Source organism: Pseudodesulfovibrio hydrargyri, from assembly GCF_001874525.1.
GTDB lineage: Bacteria > Desulfobacterota > Desulfovibrionia > Desulfovibrionales > Desulfovibrionaceae > Pseudodesulfovibrio > Pseudodesulfovibrio hydrargyri.
In genome coordinates this window covers 643,427-661,952 of record NZ_LKAQ01000001.1, presented here as the reverse complement: position 1 = coordinate 661,952, position 18,526 = coordinate 643,427, and the positions used below count along the sequence as shown (strand labels likewise).

At 66.0% G+C, this 18,526-nt stretch carries 13 protein-coding genes; 10 read left to right on the top strand and 3 right to left on the bottom strand.

Going from position 1 to position 18,526, the window contains the following annotated elements; translation table 11 throughout:
- Positions 1 to 175 precede the first annotated feature (175 nt).
- The 6 genes from BerOc1_RS03085 (at position 176) to BerOc1_RS03060 (ending at position 5,647) form a co-directional block, all read left to right on the top strand.
- Positions 176 to 1,858, top strand: a complete 1,683-nt coding sequence (locus BerOc1_RS03085) for a methyl-accepting chemotaxis protein (RefSeq protein WP_071544242.1) — start codon at positions 176 to 178, stop codon at positions 1,856 to 1,858.
- Between the two features lie 152 nt (positions 1,859 to 2,010).
- Positions 2,011 to 2,406 (top strand): hypothetical protein, encoded by a 396-nt coding sequence (locus BerOc1_RS03080; protein WP_071544241.1) that lies wholly within the window; start codon positions 2,011 to 2,013, stop codon positions 2,404 to 2,406.
- 111 nt (positions 2,407 to 2,517) lie between these two features.
- Positions 2,518 to 3,780: an adenylosuccinate synthase gene (locus tag BerOc1_RS03075; protein ID WP_071544240.1), complete on the top strand. Its 1,263-nt coding sequence runs from the start codon at positions 2,518 to 2,520 to the stop codon at positions 3,778 to 3,780.
- Between the two features lie 12 nt (positions 3,781 to 3,792).
- Positions 3,793 to 4,632, top strand: coding sequence for a DNA polymerase III subunit delta' (locus tag BerOc1_RS03070; RefSeq protein ID WP_071544239.1), 840 nt, complete (start codon positions 3,793 to 3,795; stop codon positions 4,630 to 4,632).
- A 3-nt stretch (positions 4,633 to 4,635) separates the two neighbouring features.
- Entirely contained in the window at positions 4,636 to 5,127 is a 492-nt protein-coding gene (locus BerOc1_RS03065) for a GNAT family N-acetyltransferase (protein ID WP_071544238.1), read from the top strand.
- A 64-nt stretch (positions 5,128 to 5,191) separates the two neighbouring features.
- Positions 5,192 to 5,647, top strand: coding sequence for a TIGR02594 family protein (locus BerOc1_RS03060; RefSeq protein ID WP_084641028.1), 456 nt, complete (start codon positions 5,192 to 5,194; stop codon positions 5,645 to 5,647).
- A gap of 85 nt (positions 5,648 to 5,732) precedes the next feature.
- Here BerOc1_RS03060 and BerOc1_RS03055 read toward each other — a convergent pair whose 3' ends face one another.
- The 3 genes from BerOc1_RS03055 to BerOc1_RS03045 form a co-directional block, all read right to left on the bottom strand.
- Positions 5,733 to 7,430 carry a Na+/H+ antiporter NhaC family protein gene (locus BerOc1_RS03055; RefSeq protein WP_071544236.1) on the bottom strand — a complete coding sequence of 566 codons (1,698 nt, stop codon included), beginning with the start codon at positions 7,428 to 7,430 and terminating at the stop codon, positions 5,733 to 5,735.
- A 180-nt stretch (positions 7,431 to 7,610) separates the two neighbouring features.
- A complete protein-coding gene (locus BerOc1_RS03050) occupies positions 7,611 to 7,934 on the bottom strand; it encodes an antibiotic biosynthesis monooxygenase family protein (RefSeq protein WP_071544235.1) in 324 nt (107 codons plus the stop codon).
- On the bottom strand, positions 7,910 to 11,749 hold the full coding sequence (locus BerOc1_RS03045) for a class I adenylate cyclase domain-containing protein (protein WP_071544506.1): 3,840 nt from the start codon (positions 11,747 to 11,749) through the stop codon (positions 7,910 to 7,912). Before BerOc1_RS03045 ends, BerOc1_RS03050 begins: the two co-directional genes overlap by 25 nt.
- Positions 11,750 to 12,026: 277 nt before the next feature.
- Here BerOc1_RS03045 and BerOc1_RS03040 point away from each other — a divergent pair, with 277 nt between their 5' ends.
- From BerOc1_RS03040 to BerOc1_RS03025, 4 genes are all read left to right on the top strand, one after another.
- Positions 12,027 to 14,195, top strand: coding sequence for an acyl-CoA dehydrogenase family protein (locus tag BerOc1_RS03040; protein WP_071544234.1), 2,169 nt, complete (start codon positions 12,027 to 12,029; stop codon positions 14,193 to 14,195).
- Positions 14,196 to 14,554: 359 nt separating this feature from the next.
- Positions 14,555 to 16,396 (top strand): 4Fe-4S ferredoxin, encoded by a 1,842-nt coding sequence (locus BerOc1_RS03035; protein ID WP_071544233.1) that lies wholly within the window; start codon positions 14,555 to 14,557, stop codon positions 16,394 to 16,396.
- A gap of 301 nt (positions 16,397 to 16,697) precedes the next feature.
- On the top strand, positions 16,698 to 17,507 hold the full coding sequence (locus tag BerOc1_RS03030; protein ID WP_071544232.1) for an electron transfer flavoprotein subunit beta/FixA family protein: 810 nt from the start codon (positions 16,698 to 16,700) through the stop codon (positions 17,505 to 17,507).
- Between the two features lie 11 nt (positions 17,508 to 17,518).
- Positions 17,519 to 18,526 (top strand): electron transfer flavoprotein subunit alpha/FixB family protein, encoded by a 1,008-nt coding sequence (locus tag BerOc1_RS03025; RefSeq protein WP_071544231.1) that lies wholly within the window; start codon positions 17,519 to 17,521, stop codon positions 18,524 to 18,526.

Below are 18,526 nucleotides of genomic sequence, written 5' to 3'. Positions count from 1 at the left end.
ACTGGAGCCCGTATCGTCCCGGAACTCAAGCATCTGTTTGAAATTTCCGATAAATAATAATTGTTCTAACGCGATAACATAGTAAGCTTGAATCAGGCGAAAACCAATTGTAATGAGCACGGTTTTCGCTCGGCGCTGTAGTCGTCGTTGGAATTTTCAGCGAACAGGAGGCGTTATGCGTATATTCAACTTCAAGGACTGGGGACTGCAGAGCAAGATCCTCAGTTTCTTCCTGGCTGCGGTAATCCTGATCCTGGCGGGTTTGCTCGGATATTTCCTGCCCGTGGTGGGCGATTCGCTCATGCAGGAGAAGCGCATGGCCACGCAGGGCGTGGTCGAGGTGGCCTACGGGACGATCGCGTCCTGGGCCGCCAAGGCCGAGTCCGGGGCCGTGACCCTGGAGGCCGCGCAAAAGGCCGCCAAGGAGGAAGTCGCGGAGCTGCGCTACCATGGACAGGAGTACTTCTGGATCAACGACCTGCACCAGGTCATCGTGGTCCACGGGGTCAAGGCGGAACTCAACGGCAAGGACCTGACGGACATGAAGGACCCCCACGGGGTGTATCTCTTCCAGGAAATGGTCAAGGTGGCCAAGGCCGAGGGTCAGGGCTTCGTCAATTACATGTGGCCCAAGCCCGGTTCGGACCGGCCCGTTCCCAAGATCTCCTACGTCAAGCTGTACAAGCCCTGGGGCTGGGTCGTGGGCTCGGGCATCTACGTGGATGACGTGGACGCCCAGGTCTCCTCCCTGCGCTGGAAGATTCTCATCCCCACCGTGCTGGGCATGGGCGTCCTCATCCTCGTGGTCTTTCTGGTGCTTCGCGGCATCATCCGGCCTCTGCGCGAGGCCGTGGCCGTGTCCAACGCCATGGCCGAGGGCGACCTGACCGTGGACATCGTTTCCCGGAGCAAGGACGAGGTCGGCCAGTTGACCGCGGCCATGTCCAACATGCTCGGGGCCCTGCGCAACGTGGTCTCCGAGGTCAGCCTGGCCTCGGAACAGGTCACCTCGGGCAGCGAGGAGCTGGCCTCCTCGGCCATCGACCTGTCCCACGGGGCCACCGAACAGGCCTCGGCCGTGGAGGAGGTCTCGGCGGCCATGGAGGAGATGACCTCGTCCATCGGCCAGAACGCGGAGAACGCTCAGACCACCAACACCATGACCAACAAGGCGGCACGCGACACCGAATCCGGCGGCAAGGCCGTGACCAAGACGGTCGGGGCCATGAAGCAGATCGCGGAAAAGATCTCCATCATCGAGGAGATCGCCCGCCAGACCAACCTGTTGGCGCTCAACGCGGCCATTGAGGCTGCCCGCGCCGGGGAACACGGCAAGGGATTCGCCGTGGTCGCGGCCGAGGTCCGCAAGCTGGCCGAACGCAGCGGCGCGTCCGCCGCCGAGATCAGCGAACTGTCCTCGTCCAGCGTCGAGGTGGCCGAAGAGGCCGGGAACCTGCTGGCCCAGATCGTTCCCGACATCCAGAAGACGGCCGAGCTGGTCCAGGAGATATCCGCCGCAACCAACGAGCAGAACGCGGGCGGCACCCAGGTCAACGCGGCCATCCAGGACATGGACAAGGTCATCCAGCAGAACGCGGCCGCGTCCGAGGAAGTGGCCTCCACGGCCGAGGAGCTCTCGTCCCAGGCCGTGCAGTTGCAGAAGGTCATCAGCTTCTTCAAGCTCGGCGGGACCGCCTACGTCCCGGCCGCCAACAAGGTCACGGTGTCCAAGCCCAAGGCTCCGGCCATCGGCAAGGGGGCTTCCAAGCCCGCCGCCTCCTCCGCGCCGCCCGCCGCCTCCGGCGGGATGGACCTGGACATGAACGAAATGGACGACGGCGATTTCGAGCGCTTCTGATCCGCACGCGCCCCTGTGAACGATATGGCCGCCCGGTTCTCCGGGCGGTCTTTTTTGTCCGGGACGGACCGTGATTTTGCCTTGGCGGGGGAGCTCAATATTTGTTATGCAGAAAATCCCGGCATGCGTTTTTCAGTAATCAAGGAACACCGATGTCAGAAAGCTACATGGAAAAGGCGCTCTTGAAACTCGCCCGTCAGATCAATGCCTACGACGAGGCCTCGCTCATGAGCCTTTGGGAAAAATATGCGGAAAAGGTCCGCCATTTCGAGCCCACCAAACGGTGGGAGGAATCGGTCCTGGTGTTCAATCTCATCCAGTCCACCCGCCTCAAGAACCAGCTTTTCAACTATAATTGGGCGCAGTCCCGCCAGCCCGGGGAAGGGCCGGTGGAGATAGACCTGGCCGCCCTGACCGCGCCGGAAAAGGGTTCCGGGCCGGTGAACGGCGACCTCGCCTCGGCCCGGGACCAGGACCATGGGGCCGGGCCGGACAAGAAGGACCGGCGGGGCAAGCTGCTCACCCTGACGCCCAAGAACGGCAAGTAGCCGCCGCACCGGCCGGTTGACATAGACGCCCGTTTATATTTACGGAACATAACCGTTTGTGCGCGCATCCCCGGCCGGGGGCCGCAATCCCGGTATTTCAAGGAGCTAACAATGTCCAATATGGTGGTTTTCGGTTCCCAGTGGGGAGACGAAGGTAAAGGCAAGGTCGTCGATATGCTGGCCGAGAAGGCGGACGCCATCGTTCGTTTCCAGGGCGGCAACAACGCGGGGCATACCCTGGTGGTCGACGGCGAGCAGTGCATCCTGCACCTGATCCCCTCCGGCATCCTGCACCCCGGAAAGCAGTGCCTCATCGGCAACGGCGTGGTCCTGGACCCGTTCGTCTTCTGCGAGGAACTGGACAAGCTGGCCGCCAAGGGCGTGGACGTGTCCCCCTCCCGGGTAATGATCAGCAAGAAGACCCACGTGATCATGCCGTACCACTGTCTCATGGACGCGGCCCGCGAGTCCTCCAAGTCCGCCGACGGCAAGATCGGCACCACCGGCCGAGGCATCGGCCCGTGCTACGAGGACAAGATGAACCGCTGCGGCATCCGCGCCGGCGACTTCGCCGATCCCGAACTGCTCAAGGACAAGATCGCCAAGGCCCTGGAAGAGAAGAACGTGCTCTTTAAGCACCTGTACGGCGCCGAGCCCCTGGACGCCGGGGAAGTCTTCGATAAGGTCATGCCCGTGGCCGAACGGCTGGTGCCGTACCTCGGCGACGTATCCTCGGCCATCCAGGCCGCGGACTGCGTGCTGTTCGAGGGTGCCCAGGGCACGCACCTGGACATTGATCACGGCACCTATCCCTTCGTTACCTCGTCCAATACGGTCACGGCCAACGCGGCCTCGGGCTCCGGCTGTTCGCCGCGCGAGCTCGACCGGATCATCGCCATCGTCAAGGCGTACACCACCCGCGTGGGCAGCGGCCCGTTCCCCACGGAACTGCTGGACGCCGACGGCGACTACCTGCAGTCCAACGGCCACGAGTTCGGGGCCACCACCGGGCGCAAGCGGCGCTGCGGCTGGCTCGACCTGGTGGTCCTCAAGGAATCCGCCCGGCTGAACGGTCCCACCGAGTTGGCCATCACCAAGCTGGACGTCCTGTCCGGGCTCAAGGAAGTGAAGCTCTGCGTGGGCTACGAATACAAGGGCGAGACCGTGGCCTACCCGCCCCAGGAGCAGAACGGCATGGCCCACGTCACCCCGGTCTACGAGACCATGCCCGGCTGGGACGAGGACATCTCCGGCGCGCGCAGCTGGGACGACCTGCCCGAAAACGCGGTCAGCTACCTCAAGCGCATCGAGAAAATCTCCGGCGTGAAAATCGGCATCGTCTCCGTGGGCCCGGACCGGGTACAGACCTTTTAGGGAGCGTTGGGCATGACGCTGCACGACGATCCGCTGGCGGCCCTGGTTGGGCAGGAGCACGCGGTCCGGCGGCTCAACGCCATCGCCCACGACCCGCCCCAATCCATTGTCATCGAGGGGGGCGACGCGGATTCGCGCGTCGCCCTCGCCCTGTATTGGGCCATGCGCCTGAACTGCGCGTCCGGCTCCGTGCCCTGCGGCCAGTGCCCGGCTTGCAGGCAGATCGCGGACCTGGCCTTCAACGACCTGCTGTTCTTCGACGGCCGCGAGGGGCTGATCAAGGTGGACTCGGTGCGCGAGAAGCGCTCCACCTGGGGCCAGCCGCCTCACGGCGACGGCTACCGCGTATCCATCTTCGCCGAGGCCCAGATGTTCATGACCGAGGCGGCCAACGCCCTGCTCAAGTCCCTGGAGGAGCCCAGGCCCGGCAACGTCTTCGTCCTGGCCGCGCCCCAGCGTGAGCGGCTCCTGGAGACCCTGGTCTCCCGCTCCTGGGTGGTCACCCTGTCCTGGCCGGACGTGCGCGTGAACCCGCCCGAGGTGACCGAGTGGACCACGGCCCTGGTCGATTTCTGGCAGACCGGGCGGGGATGGTTCGAGCGCACCCAGGTGCGCGGCGCGGTGGACCGCAATCTGGCCATGGACGTGGTCATAGGCATGCAGCGCGAACTGCGCGAGGCCCTGTCCGGGGCCTGCTCGACGCCTCTGTCGGCGGGCATGGCCAGGGCCTACGGCCCGGCCGACCTGCGGCGCATCGGCCTGGTCCTGGAACAGGCCCAGGACGCCCTGAACACCCAGGTCCCGGTCAATCCGACCATGGTCCTCGACTGGGTCGCCACCCGGATGGCGTAGGCCATGCGCATCGTCCAATACGATCAGCTCGACCCCGAGCACGACGCCGACTCCATCGTCAGGCTCATCACCACCATCCAGATCGAGGAATTCGGCGTGGCCACCTCGGCCGAGAAGCAGCCGGACCTGCGGGACATCCCCGGATACTACCAGTACGGCGCGGGCAGCTTCTGGCTCGCCTTCGAGGGCGGCGAACTCATCGGGACCATCGCGCTGAAGGACGTGGGCGACGGCGTCTGCGCCCTGCGCAAGATGTTCGTCAAAAAAGCCTGGCGCGGCAGGGAGCGCGGCGTGGGCGCGAAGCTCATGCGGACCCTGCTCGACTGGGCGCGGGAGCACGGCGTGCGCGAGGTCTACCTCGGCACTGTGGACGTGTACCACGCGGCGCACCGCTTCTACGAGAAGTCCGGCTTCATCGAGGTCGCCCGGGACGAGGTCCCGGACACGGTCCCGCTCATGGACGTGGACGTCAAATACTACCGCTACCGCTTTTGATTTTTATCCCCCGCATGGTATGGACGCATAGGTGGCTTTGAACTCTAGCGGTTCGGAGGTGGGTATGCGTGCGATCCAAATGACGGCGTTCGACATGGCCCAGCGTTTCGTCGGGGTCCGGGAAGTGCCCGGGAGCCAGTCCAATCCGGCGGTCCTGGCCATGCTCAAACTCGACGACGATTGGCCCGAGGGAGACGACGTGCCCTGGTGTTCCGCCTTTGCCAACTACGTGGCCTGGCTGCTTCGCCTGCCCCGGTCCAAGAGCCTGATGGCCCGTTCCTGGCTCAAGGTGGGCCGGGCCGTGGGCGGGGAGGCCGAGCCCGGTTTCGACGTGGTCGTCCTCAAGCGGGGCACCGGCAAGCAGCCCGGCCCCGAGGTGCTCGACGCTCCCGGCCACGTGGGTTTCTACGCTGGCGAGGAGAACGGCAGGGTGCTGGTCCTGGGCGGCAACCAGAAGGACGAGGTCAACATCGCCGCCTACCCCAAGAGCCGGGTCCTGGGGATCCGGCGGCTGTACTGACGGGGACGGAATGTCTGTCGGCGGGCATGAAAAAAAGCCCGGATCGGTTCTTCGATCCGGGCTTTTTTTGTGTCCTGCGGCCGGGCTAGGCGTCGACCTTCTTGCCCGCGAAACGGATGACCAGGGCCGTGGCCAGGATGCCGAGCGGCAGGGTCAGGGAGACGGGCAGACCCAGTCCGGCCGGAAGGTAGCCGGTGACGATGGCCAGCCCGGCCACGACCACGGCGTAGGTCAGCTGGGTGCGCACGTGGTCGATGTGGTCGCAGCCCGCGCCCATGGAGGACAGGATGGTCGTGTCCGAGATGGGCGAGCAGTGGTCGCCGAAGATGGCTCCGGTCAGGACCGAGCCCACGGACAGGACCACGAACTCCGGGGCCGGGTTCAGGGCAAACGCCAGGGGGATGGTCAGGGGCATGAGGATGCCCATGGTCCCGTAGGAGGTCCCGGTGGCGAAGGAGATGACCGAGCCGAGGATGAAGATGATGGACGGCAGCAGGTAGGCGGGCAGGGCGTCGGACAGCGCGCCCACCAGATAGGTGGCCGTGCCCAGCTCCTTCATGACTCCGGACAGGGACCAGGCCAGGAGCAGGATGACGGCGGTGATGTTCATGGACTTGATGCCGGTGACAAAGGTCTCGATGGCCTCCTTGAGCGGCATGATCCTGCGGGACACGGCCATGGCGATGGCCACCAGGGAGGCGAGCAGGGCGGCCTGGAACAGGACCACCGAGGCGTCCGAGGCCCCGAAGCAGATGCGCATGGAGGCGAACGACAGAGGCGAGGCGTTGACCGAGGCCAGCAAGGTCGGATCGTCCAGGTTCCGGTAGCCGTTGAAATAGAAACCCAGGAAGGCGGCGACCATGAGGGTGCCGATGGGCAGGATGGCGCTCCACACGGACGGTTTCACGTGGGCGGCGGGCTCCAGGGTGGTGGCCTCGTCCGAGGCCATGGGCACGGCGTTGTCGCCGAGGACCTTGCCGTGGGTCCGGGCGCGCATCTCGGCCGCGTACATGGGCCCGAAGTCGCGTTTGAGCCACACGGCCAGGAGGATGAAGAGCAGGATATAGATGTTGTAGAACCTGTACGGGATGGTCTGGACGAAGATGCCGTAGGCGTTGCCGCTGATGCCGATGGTCTGGTAGCCGTCGCGGATCAGGCCGACCTCGTAGGCCACCCAGGTGGAGATCAGCGCGATGCCCGCGATGGGCGCGGCCGTGGCGTCGATGATGAAGGCCAGCTTCTCGCGCGAGACCTTCAGGCGGTCGGTCACCGGGCGCATGATCGGGCCCACGGTCAGGGAGTTGGCGTAGTCGTCGAAGAAAATGAACAGCCCCATGAGCCAGGCTGCCAGCTGGGAGGAGCGCGGGGTCCGGGCCCAGCGGGAGATGGCCCCGGCTATGGCCTGGGCGCCGCCCATCTTGGAAATCAGCGCAATGAGCCCGCCGATGGCCAGGACCTGGAGCACAATGCCCGCGTCCCACGGATCGGCAAGGGAGGTCAGGACCTGGGTGGACAGGTGCAGGAACCCGCCGACCAGGGCGTGGTACACGTCGTACCCCTTGAGTTCGAGCATGAAACAGCCCGAGAACACGCCGATGAACAGCGACAGGACGACGTTTTTGCTGGCAAAGGCCAGGGCGATGGCCAGCAGCGGCGGGATCAGGGTCAACAGCCCCCAGTGTTCCGCGTTGGCGGCGGCCACCACAGGATCGGCGGCCAGGGCGGAGGCGGGCATGAGAAAGGCCGCCAGACAGGCGGCCGACAGTATGAGAGGTTTGCGCATGACGTTCCCTTTGAAATATGCTCGTTGGAGTACGGAATAATCGGAATCGGCACGGAAATACAAAATTGTATTCTGCGCCGACGGAGAGCAGGCATATATCATTCATCAGGTTTTGTCGATGGGGAAGGGATATCGGCTTCCGGATGAATTGCCAAAAAAGGGAAGTCCCGCGCCGCCCGGTCAGGGAAAGCGGCTTTCGCGCTCCACCTTGCAGACGCGGGTGGCGAAGGACGCGTACCACTCCCTGCGGCCCCGCGCCTGGGCGGCCTGGTGCTCGGGGTGCTCGCGCCACGCCCGGATGGCTTCCGGGCTTTCCCAGTAGGACACGGTGATGCCGACCTCCTCGCGGGCGGAATCCACGCCCAGGAAGCCGGGCATGGACCGGGCCAGTTCGAGCATGCGCCCGGCGGTTTCGGCGTAGCCCTCGTCCGTGTCCGTGCGCACGGAGGTGAAGATCACGGCCCAGCAGGCGGGGCCGTTCAGATCAGAGTGATTCTTCGGCATTGCGATCCCTTGGGCGTGAACAGCCCCAGTTTGACGGTTTCGGACAGCGTCTGGCCGACCTTTTCGGCCAGGAAGCGGGCCGGGTCGCGCTCGAACAGCGGACCGGGTTGCAGGAAGGTGCGGCAGAACATCTCGCCCCAGTTGGTCGAGTAGATCACCGAGACCCGTTCGATGCGGCTGGCCTCGCGCGGGACGGCCATGTTGACGATGAAGAAGGCCCGGGAGATTTCCTCGGCGCGCAGACCCTCGTTGATGTCCGGTTCAAAGGTCTCGGCAAAGGGGAAGGCGTCGTGCAGGGCGGCCATCAGCTTCTGCAGGTCGGCCAGGGCGATGGGCGCGATGGACCGGTCGGCCTGCAGCAGGCTCTTGGGGTGGAAGATTCGGTTGGCCAGCAGCCAGGCCAGCAGATGGACGGGAAACTGGTTGCGGTGCAGCAGCTGGAGATGCTCGGCCGCCTGTTTGGCCTGCACCCGGGTGCCGCCGCGCACCGTCCAGACGGTCGGCTTGCCGGTCGCCTTTTCCGCGGAGAAGTGCAGCAGGGGGAAACCGTTTTCGCGGGTGTCCATGAACGGCACGCGCATGATCTTGTGGTTCTTGCGCGCGAAGTTGGCCGCGATGCGGCGGCCCATGCGCGTCAGGTCCTCTGGATTGATCAGAGCCCTGGTCCTGCCCTTGTCCCGCCTTCCGGCGGACAGCCCCTCCTGGATGCGCTGGTACGTGTCGACCATGTACCGGCGCACGTGCGCGCCCATGCGCAGGGACTTGTCGAAGGGCCAGGTGCGGTGCGACTCGGCCAGCCTGCCCGGCTCCACGTAGCCCGAGCCGAACAGGACCGAGATCAGGGACTCGTCCTCGGGCCGGGTGGGTAGGTTCATGAACAGGGGGATGTCCGACAGATTGGCCTTGAGCCGGAAGGACTCCTTGAGCAGGGCCGCGGCGTTGTCCTCCCCGCGCCCGGAGTAGTAGTCATGCAGGGTGGAGTAGAGAGCGGTGTACGGGTCGGTGTCCTGCCGCCCTTGGCGGTTGCGGATCAGGTTGCGTTTGATGCGGTCGCACAGGGGCAGGGCGGATGCGCCGGGCGCGGCGTAGGTCTCGAGCAGGCCGAGCTTGAGCACGGACTTGAAGGGCGAGTGGATGGCCTTGACCATCTGCCACAGGGACCCGCCGAAATATTCGGCCGGCGGCACCTCGGCCAGGTGGCCGAAGTCCTCCAGGCGCGGCTTGCCGCACAGGGGGTAGCGCCGGGCCGCGCGGATGCACGACTCGTACATCTTGCGGCTGGCCCCGGCCGGAGTGACCCACCAGGCGATGTTCTTGCCCGCCAGTTTGAGCGCCGTGCGGTAGAACTCCTCCTTGAGCAGCAGGACCTGGGCCGAGCCCGAACTCTCCTCGTCCCCGGACAGAAAACGGTTGTCGCGCACGTCGTCCATGCGCATCGGGTAGAAGTGCACTTCCAGGCCGAAATCGCTGTCCGCCCACAGGGCCATGGCGTCGAGCTTGCGCCGCAGACCGTTTTCCACGGTCATGGTCACGTCGCCATCGTAGCAGACCCAGCAGTCCAGGTCCGAACTGGAGGTCTGGGCCACGGTGCCCAGGCTGCCCATGGCGTAGACCGCCTGGATGCGCACCTCGGGCGAGGGCTCGAACTCCGGCTCCAGCCCCATCCGCTCGCCGACCAGTTCCAGCTCGGTCAGGCAGGGGTAGTAGCCCCAGACCCGGCTGGACGGGATGTTGCCGAAATTGTGGCGGCGCTCGAACAGGTCGCTGTCCAGGAGCAGGGGGAGCATGCGCAGAAAGGCCTGCTGGTCGCGGGTCAGGGTGCCCATGGCCCGGTGCATGCGCTGGCGGTTGTTGTCGAGCATGCGCCGTTCCCTGCGCATGAAGGTCAACTCCCTGGACCACGCTGCCAGCGCCCTCTGCGCCCGGAATGGGTCGGTCTCCCGGCTTTTGGAGACCCCGTTTTTTTCCGCCTCCCTGGCGAACACGGTCAGCTGGCGCAGCCGGTTGGCCATAAATTGCGGGTGCCCGGCGTCCGAGTTCTTGATCACGGACCGGGTCACGGACGAGCCGGGCAGCTCCATGGACAGGAGCACGCAGTCCCGGATGTACAGTCCGTGCAGGCAGGCGCGGCAAAACTCCACGCCCCGGAAATCGTCGCCGATCCATTCGCTGAAGGACAGGTCGCACTCCTCGAACCGGGAGGAGCGCACGGAGCAGCCGTGCAGGATGCTTCCGGCCAGGGTGCAGGCCGTGAAATCGCTGCGGTCCATCCGGCAGTCGCGCAGGGCGGTCTCGCTGAACGTCGAGGTCCGGAAGCGGCACCCCTTGAAAGCACAGCCGGAGAAAAACGCGCCCGTGAAAGTGCAGTCCGTGAACACGCACTCCTCGAACCGGGTGCCCGCGAACTCCATGCCGGTCAGGCGCACCTCCCGGAACTCGATGCCGGACAAGGTGCAGTCGCGCATGAGTCCGTCGGCCAGGTCGACGTTGGAGAGCTTTCCCCGGAAGAAACCGGTGTTGACGAACGAGGACCCGGCCAGGCCGAGCCCGGTCAGCTCCCGGTTTTCCAGCTGGCCGCCGTCCACGGCCGAGCCGGGCAGGTCCTGGTCGCGGACGTTGCCGGGCTTGGGCAGTATATCCTGCAGGGTCCGGGGCCTGGACCGGAACAGCCCCTTGAGGAAGCCGGTCCTCTGCGCCTCGGGCGCGTCCCGGCGGGGCTGGGCCGGAGGGGCGGCCTCCAGGACGCGGGGGGAGCCGGTTCCCCTGGCCGGGCATTCTCCGGACACGTTGCGCACGAAGTCCGGCGCGATGGCCTCGAGCGCGCCGAGCATCTCGAGTTGGACGTCGGCCCGGCGCTCCTCGGGCTGGGAGGAGATGTACTGGACGTAGCCGATGTCGCCGAGCAGGGGGGCGCGGGCGATGGCGGCGGCGCGGATGCCCGGCATGCGGGAGCGGACCGAGGCCAGCAGCTTGCCCATGCCCGGGTGGTCCTGGCGGATGAGCGCTTCCAGGCACGCCCCGCCGACCTTGGCGTCGGCTTTGGGCAGGATCTTGAGCAGCGTGTCCAGGATGGTCTTGTTGCCCGCCTCGCCCACGGCCGCGATGGTCCGCAGAAGCGTCTCGTTCGCCTTGAAACGGCCGAGGGCCACCCCTTGGGCCAGGGCCTCGCCGTGCGCCGAGTCGCCCAGGCCCCGGATGACCCGGCAGAGCTCTTCCAGGTAGGCCTCGGCCACGCCGTTGGTCAGTCTGGAGTTGAGGTGGCGGCCGAACAATCCGCCCACGATGACCTGCCTGACCGGGAAGGCCAGGACCTCGTCCTGCTCGCCGAGCCGGGCCACGAACGGGACCAGCTCCTCGGGGTCCGTGCCCATGAGCGGCTTGAGCCGTTCCTCGATCCAGGTCAGGGTGTCGCGGTCCATGTCGCCGGGAAAGTCCTTGAGCATCGCGTGGGCCAGGGCCAGCCGGTCGCGGGCGGGCCAGGCCGCCACTTTGGGCTCCAGGCGGGGCAGGGGGGTGTTGCGGGCGTTGAGGCACCGGACGCACAGGGTCCGGCCGAACCGGTTCGATCGGACCAGTGCCTGGAGGCAGGCCTGGACCGTGTGGATGTCGGCCGAGTTCGCGGCCAATCGGTACAGGGCCAGGAGGGCCTCGGCCAGGGGCACGGCCTCGCCGTGGGCCGGGTGGGGCGTGGCGTCGCACCAGCGCATGACATCCGCCGTCAGTTCCCCGATGCCGGGGCCGCCGGAAGGCGCGCCCTCGGAAAGGGCGCCGATGTCCCTCGCCAGGGTTCGTATGTTCGGAATGTCTTGGCCCATCGCCGTTGCCGCCTTTTCTGAGATTGCGCGATAGTGCAGGGAATCGGGGGCGAAGTCAAAGCGCGATTCCATCCTCCTTGCCCGGCGTTCCCCGGTTTTTGGAAAAAGATCGGTTTCCGGGGGGCGAAAATGGGTCCGAACCGCCCGGAAAGCCGCTGAAACGCTTGTTTAAGAGGCAAAAACACTTTGACTCACCAGGGACAATGGCCTATCGTCCCGGACTATTATTGAGAACTGAAAATTCCAGTCAAATAACAACCTTTCAGGGAAGCTGCTTATGTATACACTTCGTACCCTTCCGGGAGACGATGTCCGTCAACTCATGTGGCGTTTCGCCGAGCGTTTCGATCTCCAGATGTCCGTGCAGAGCGCCCGGTCCATCGCCCGCACCACTGTGGCCAAACTGGTGGCCGAAGGGGCACGCAACACGCACGAATGGACCGAGCAGAAGGGCGAGCTGCTGACCGCCTTTGACCAGGCCGGGCTGACCGCGCTGTTCATGGACCCCCACCAGGGCGGTTTCATCGAGGGCCCCAAGAACCTGGCCCTGGCCCTGGTCGCTTTCGAATTGGCCTGGGTGGACGCCGGCGCGGCCACCTCCTCCCTGGCCTCCTGCCTGGCCCTGGCCCCGATCCACGAGAAGGGGACCCCGGAGCAGCGCGACAAGTACATGGCCGCCTGCGTCCCGCCCCAGCCGGGCGAGGATCGCGAGATCTGGCGCGGGGCGTTCGCCCTGACCGAGCCGCTGCCCTACGTGGGCGTGGACACCGGCGTGCTCTGCGGCAAGGCCACCGTGGCCGAGTGGAAGGACGGCGAGGAGCCCATGCTCCAGGTCGACAAGCGCGGCCGGTTCATCACCAACATGGACTTCGCCAACTTCGTGACCGCCGCCGTGGAGTCCAACGACGAGCGCATCAAGGGGACCTTCATGGTCATCCTCGAAGAGGGCGACGAGGGCACCTTCGACCGGGGCGCGCCCACCCTCAAGATGGTCCACCAGCTTTCCTCCACCCGCGATCCCGTGCTCAACCTCAAGGTGCCCGCCTCCCGCATCATCGGCGGATACGACGTGGTCGACGGCGTGATCGTGCCCAAATACAATCATTCCGAGATCATCGGCGCGGTCTTTCACCGCACCCGTATCCCCGTGGGGCTGATGACCTCGGCCAAGCTGCTTTCCGCCGTGGAGCCGGTTATCCGCTACCACCGCAACCGCTTCCGGGGCGGCGACGCCTGCAAGGAAGGCTCCCCGCGCTTCGACAAGGGGTTGCAGATCAACGAGGACGCCCTGCAGCGCCTGGCCGACGTCTGGGCCAGCGGCGAGGCGGGCTGTTCCCTGGCGTTTGCGGCCGCGCGCCTGGCCGACCGCTTCGACCCCATCGAAAAGGCCAAGGAGGCCCATTTCGCGGCCGAGGGCGTGACCTCCATCCGCAAGCAGATGGCCGCCCTGCGCAAGCTCCACGACCAGGTCCGCGAATTCATCAAGCTGGAATATTCCGCTCCGGGCACTCGCGATGAGGCCCGCTACAATGAACTTTCCAGCGACACCCTGGTCCAGTACGCCTACATGGAGGCCCTGGCGGGCATCCTCAACCCGGGCGTGAAGCTCTGGAACACGGGCGAGGGCGCCAACAAGATGCGCGAGGCCGTGGCCCTGGTCGGCGGCTACGGCATCACCGAGGACTGTCCCGGCTTCCTTATGCAGAAGTGGAGCGACTGCCAGCTCGAGGCCACCTACGAGGGCCCCGAGGCCGTGCAGCGCCGCCACCTGACCATGACCATGACCTCCGACATCTTCGGCTGCGTCATGGAGAACTGGATCGGGCAGATGCGCCGCGCGGGCCAGGACGTCCCGGGTCTGGGCGGCTACGTGCTCGCCTCGGCCATGGAGCTGTGGCAGTGGACCCTGGCCTTCCTGCAGGAGGCCACGGACCAGGACGGCCGCAAGCTCTACCACAACAAGCGGCAGGGCGTGACCTTCCCCATGGCCGATGCCCTGGGCTGGATTCTCGGACCCTACTTCCTGGCCTGCGACGTCATGGAGCTCATCGAAAAGGGCCCCATGTCCATGACCCTGGCCGAGGGGCTGGACGATCTGACCGGGTTCTACAAGGACCTGTGCCACGTGCAGGCCGCCCGCGCCGCCGGCGAAGTGGCCCGCATCTGTTCCGAACTGGTCTACGGCTACAACTGGAATCGTTGCCCGACCCCGGACGGCGGCATAGCCGAGAAGTGCGAGCCCGAGCTCAAGTCCAAGGAGGAATGCGCCCAGGACGGCACGCTGGGCGACCAGTCCAAGTGCGCGCGCCCGGACCTCGTCCGTTTCCGCGAACTCAAGGCCACGCTCGACATGTGCCTGGCCGGTTCCCGCCTGGCCAAGGACCGCGCGGGCAACGCCCTGGCCGAAGTGATGATCCCCGAAGCCCTCGATTACCCGCAGGGTTAGAAAAGATAGCAAGATGCGAGAGGGAAACCTTTTGAGAAAGGTTTCCCTCTCGCGCTCTCCCTTCCAAAACTTTTTGTCGCCGCGCCGCCTGGAAGGGGAGAGGGCAGCCGAATATGATACTGGCGGCGCGGGGATGCGGAGCCGAATTTCGCGTCCTGAGAAACAAACTTCAACCAAACCCACCCCCCACAGGCGCACCGGGAAGGGGCACGCCTGAACAACCTCCCGACACACCCCGCGAAGCGGCCCAAAAAGTTTAGGAGGGAAGAGGGGGATGGGGGGTCCCGGGGGAAGGGGAGAGGGGAAGCCCTTTTCAAAGGGTTCCCCTCTCCCCTTCCCCCGGCCGCCGGAGGCACCCCATGAGCGACGAGACGCCGCGTGTCGAGATGGAAACGGACATTGTATGTGTGGGCTTCGGCCCGGCCGCGGGCGGTTTCCTGACCACCCTGACGCGCGGCCTGATGAACGAGGACGGCACGCCCGTGGCCGAGTCGAAGGTCATGCCGGGCATGCCGCCGCAGGTCATCTGCTACGAGCGCGCCGACGACATCGGCTTCGGCGTGTCGGGCGTGGTCACCAAAGGGCGCGCCATCAAGGCCACGTTCCCGGACCTGGACCTGTCCCAGATCCCCATGGCCTGCGAGGTCAAGGAGGAGAAGGTCCTGTTCCTCAAGGACCCGGTGGGCGCGAGCCGCAGGCCGGGCGCGTTCAAGGTGGCCGACAAGGTCCTCGGCGCGTTCATGAAGGACGACGCCTATGAACTGCCGTACATCCCGAAATTTCTGGAAAAGCATCCGGGCATGCTGTTTTCCGTCGGCCAGCTCAACCAGTGGGTGGGCGCGAACCTGATGGGCACGGGCATGGCCCAGATCTGGCCGTCCAGCCCGGTGGCCGAGCCGCTGCTGGAAGGCTCGGCGGTCAAGGGCGTGCGCATGGCCGACCAGGGCGTGGAAAAGGACGGCACCCCCAATGCGGGCTACATGCCCGGCATGGACATGAAGGCCGCCCTGACCGTGGTCGCGGACGGTCCGGTGGGCCCGGTGGGCCAGCGGCTCAACCGCAAGCTGGGCATGCCCGAGGGCAACCACCAGCGCGAGTGGGCCGTGGGCATGAAATGCGTGGTCGACCTGCCCGAGGGCTGCCACTGGGAGCCGGGCACGGTGCTGCATACCATCGGTTATCCCGAGCCCGAAATCTTCGGTTTTCTGTACGTCTATCCCGGCAACGTCGCTTCCCTGGGCATCTTCGTGCCGTCCTGGTTCGACAACCCGGTGCGCACCGCCTACCGCTACATGCAGCACTGGATGCTCCATCCGTACCTGTGGAAGGGGCTGAAAGGCGGCACCCTGCGCTCCTGGGGGGCCAAGTCTCTGAACGAATCGGGCAAGCGCGGCGAGCCGATCCTGTGCGGCGACGGGTTCGCCCGCATCGGCGAGGGCTCGGGCTCAACCAACATCCTGACCGGATCGGGCGTGGACGAGGCCTGGGCCACGGGCGTGCAACTCGGCGAGGCCGTGCTCGAACTGCTCAGGTCCGGCCGCGAGTTCACCAAGGAAAATCTGGAAAACACCTATGTTTCGCGCCGCCGCGCCTCCTGGGTCGAAAAGGAGGCCGAGGTGGCCAAGAAGTCCCGCGACGGCTTCACCAAGTCCGTCATCTCCGGCATTTTCGGCATGGGGCTGAGCGGCCTGACCAACGGGCTGCTGAACATGCCGGGCAAGGCGGTCAAGCCCCAGGACCGCATCCCGTCCGTGGAGGACTACTACCGCGACGTCATCCCGGCGGGCGAGATCGCGGCCATCCGCGCCGAGTGCGCCAAGAAGGGCGCGAGCCTGCACGACGCGCTCATGGACCGTGCGGGCTGGCCCGAAATTCCCCTGGACGGCCAGTTGCTGGTCTCCCACCAGGACGCGCTGCTCATGGGCGGCAAGGTCCAGGCCAACCCCGGCTATGGCGACCACGTGCGCTTCGCGGACACGGCCCTGTGCGCCAAGTGCCGCGAACAGGTCTGCATCGAGGCGTGCTCGGGCCAGGCCATCTACACCAATCCCGACGGGGGTGTGCCGCTGTTCGACCGCGAAAAGTGCGTCCACTGCGGGGCGTGCATGTGGAATTGCAGCAAGTCCAACCCCGAAGACCACGAACGGACCAACGTCAAGTTCATGGCCGGTTCCGGCGGGCTGCATTCCGTGGAGAATTAGGATAAAGAAGGATCGAATCGCCTGCGGCGAATTGGACGGGTGATTTCGCCTCCGGCGGCCAAGGGGTTATGACCCCTTGGAACCCCATTGTCGCCTTCGGCGAAGTTGTTCATAAAAAAGAGAGCCGTATTCGCGCGGACGCACCCCCGCGCAGCGGCGATAAAAAGTTTTGGAGATTCCTAAGAACCTTTTTCAAAAGGTTCTTAGGCCGCCGGAGGCATCCCCGCGCAGCGGTGGCCGAAGGCATCGAATGGACGGCATGAGAAATGCGATTGCCGCCGCTAATCAAGGAGAACATTGAATGGGTAGTGAATTCCACATCGTGGTCTGCGGCTCCATCGTCCCGGACCCGCTCCAGACCCTCGCGCCCCAGGACGGGCCTGCCGGGCCGTCCCTGAAGAACGAAATGATGCTTCCCGCCGTGCTCGACCCGTGGGCCGGGCACGCCCTGTTTGAAGCCGCGAACCTGGCGGCCAAGAACCCGGGCAGCCAGGTCTGGCTGGTCAGCCTCGGCCCCAAGGCCAAGTTGCAGCAGGTCATGATGTCCGTTTCCCAGAAGGCCCCCTTCCAGCTGGTCGTGGCCGACGGCTCGGCTTCGGGCTTCACCGATGCCTACGAGACCGCCAGGGTCCTGGCCGAGACCATTGAGGGCATAGGCGGGCTGGACAAGTCCAAGATGCTGCTCTTCGGCGGCTGGCAGTCCGCTTCGCGCGGTTCCGGCGCGGTCATCCAGATGGTCGGCGAGCTGCTCGGCGTGACCGAACAGTTCCAGGGCGTGGACCGGCTCACCGTGGGTGGCGACGGCTCCCTGGAAGTGCTTGAGCGCGTGGAGGGCGGCGCGTACCAGAAGTCCGTGGTGGACGGCGCGCCCGCCGCGTTCGGCTGGGCCACGGGCGAGCTGCCCGAGCCGCCGAACAATCCGCAGGTGGGCATGCAGAACATGCAGAAGAACATGCCCGCGCTGATGCAGGCCAAGCCCGCCGACCTGTCCGGCACGAGCCTGAAGTTCTCCTCGGTGGAGCTGCCCAAACAGCGCCGCGAGACGCGCATCGTCAAGGACGTGCCGGTGGATGAGATGGCCAAAGAAATCGTCGAATGGATCAAGGGTTAGGGGGAATCGCCATGACTGTTTTGTATCTTGCGCACACCGAATGCGACAACTCCCTGCACAAGTCCGCCCTTGAGGCGCTGACCGCCGCCAAGGCGCTGGCCGACGGCCTGGGCACCGACCTGGCGGTGGGGCTCATCGGCGCTGACGTGGCCGAGGCCGCCGGAACCATCGGCGGCTGCAATGCCAAATTCTACGCGGTGTCCGGTCCCGAGTTTGCGGACGGACGCTACGCTTCCGATTTGGCCGCCGCCGAGGCCATGGCCAAGGCGTGCTCGCCCGAAGTGGTGGTGGCCCCGGCCACGTCCCGCTTCAGCCGGGCCCTGCCCGGCCTGGCCATCCGCCTGGGCGGCCGGGTGGACACCCACCTGTCCGGGCTGGCGGCCGAGGACGGCAAGCCCGTGGCCAAGCGGTGGTTCTACCGCCAGCGCATGGAAGGGACCCTGACCCGCGACGAGCGGCCCTGGGTGCTGACACTCGATTCCGGCTGCGCCGAGCCCTTTGCGGGCGCGGGCGCGGCGGATGTGGAGGCATTGACCGTGAACGTGTCCTCGCGGACCAAGGTGGCGGGCATGGAGTGCGCCTCCGAGGACCAGCAGACCATCCGCCCGGATGCGGATCTGCTCTTCGTGGCCGGCGCGGGCTGGACCAAGAAGCAGGCCGACGGTGCCACGCACGTTCCCGAGGCCGAGTCGACTATTCGTGCCTTCCTGGACGCCACCAAGTCCTCTCTCGGCTCGTCCAAGTCCCTGGTGGACATCTCGGGCGAGGGCGGCGCGGTCATTTCGTTTCTGACGCACATGCACCAGGTGGGGCAGACCGGCGCGACCCCGCGCCATCCCAAGGGACTGTCCACCTGCTGCCACGGCGAGGAGCCGCACGTGGTCGGCTGGCGCTTCATCAAGGAGCGGAGGGCCATCAACCTGGACGCCGGTTGCGGCTGGGCCCAGGGCAAGTGCGACGTGCTCTACGTGGGCGACGCCTTCGCCATCATGGCCAAGGTCAACGAACTGCTCGGCTGA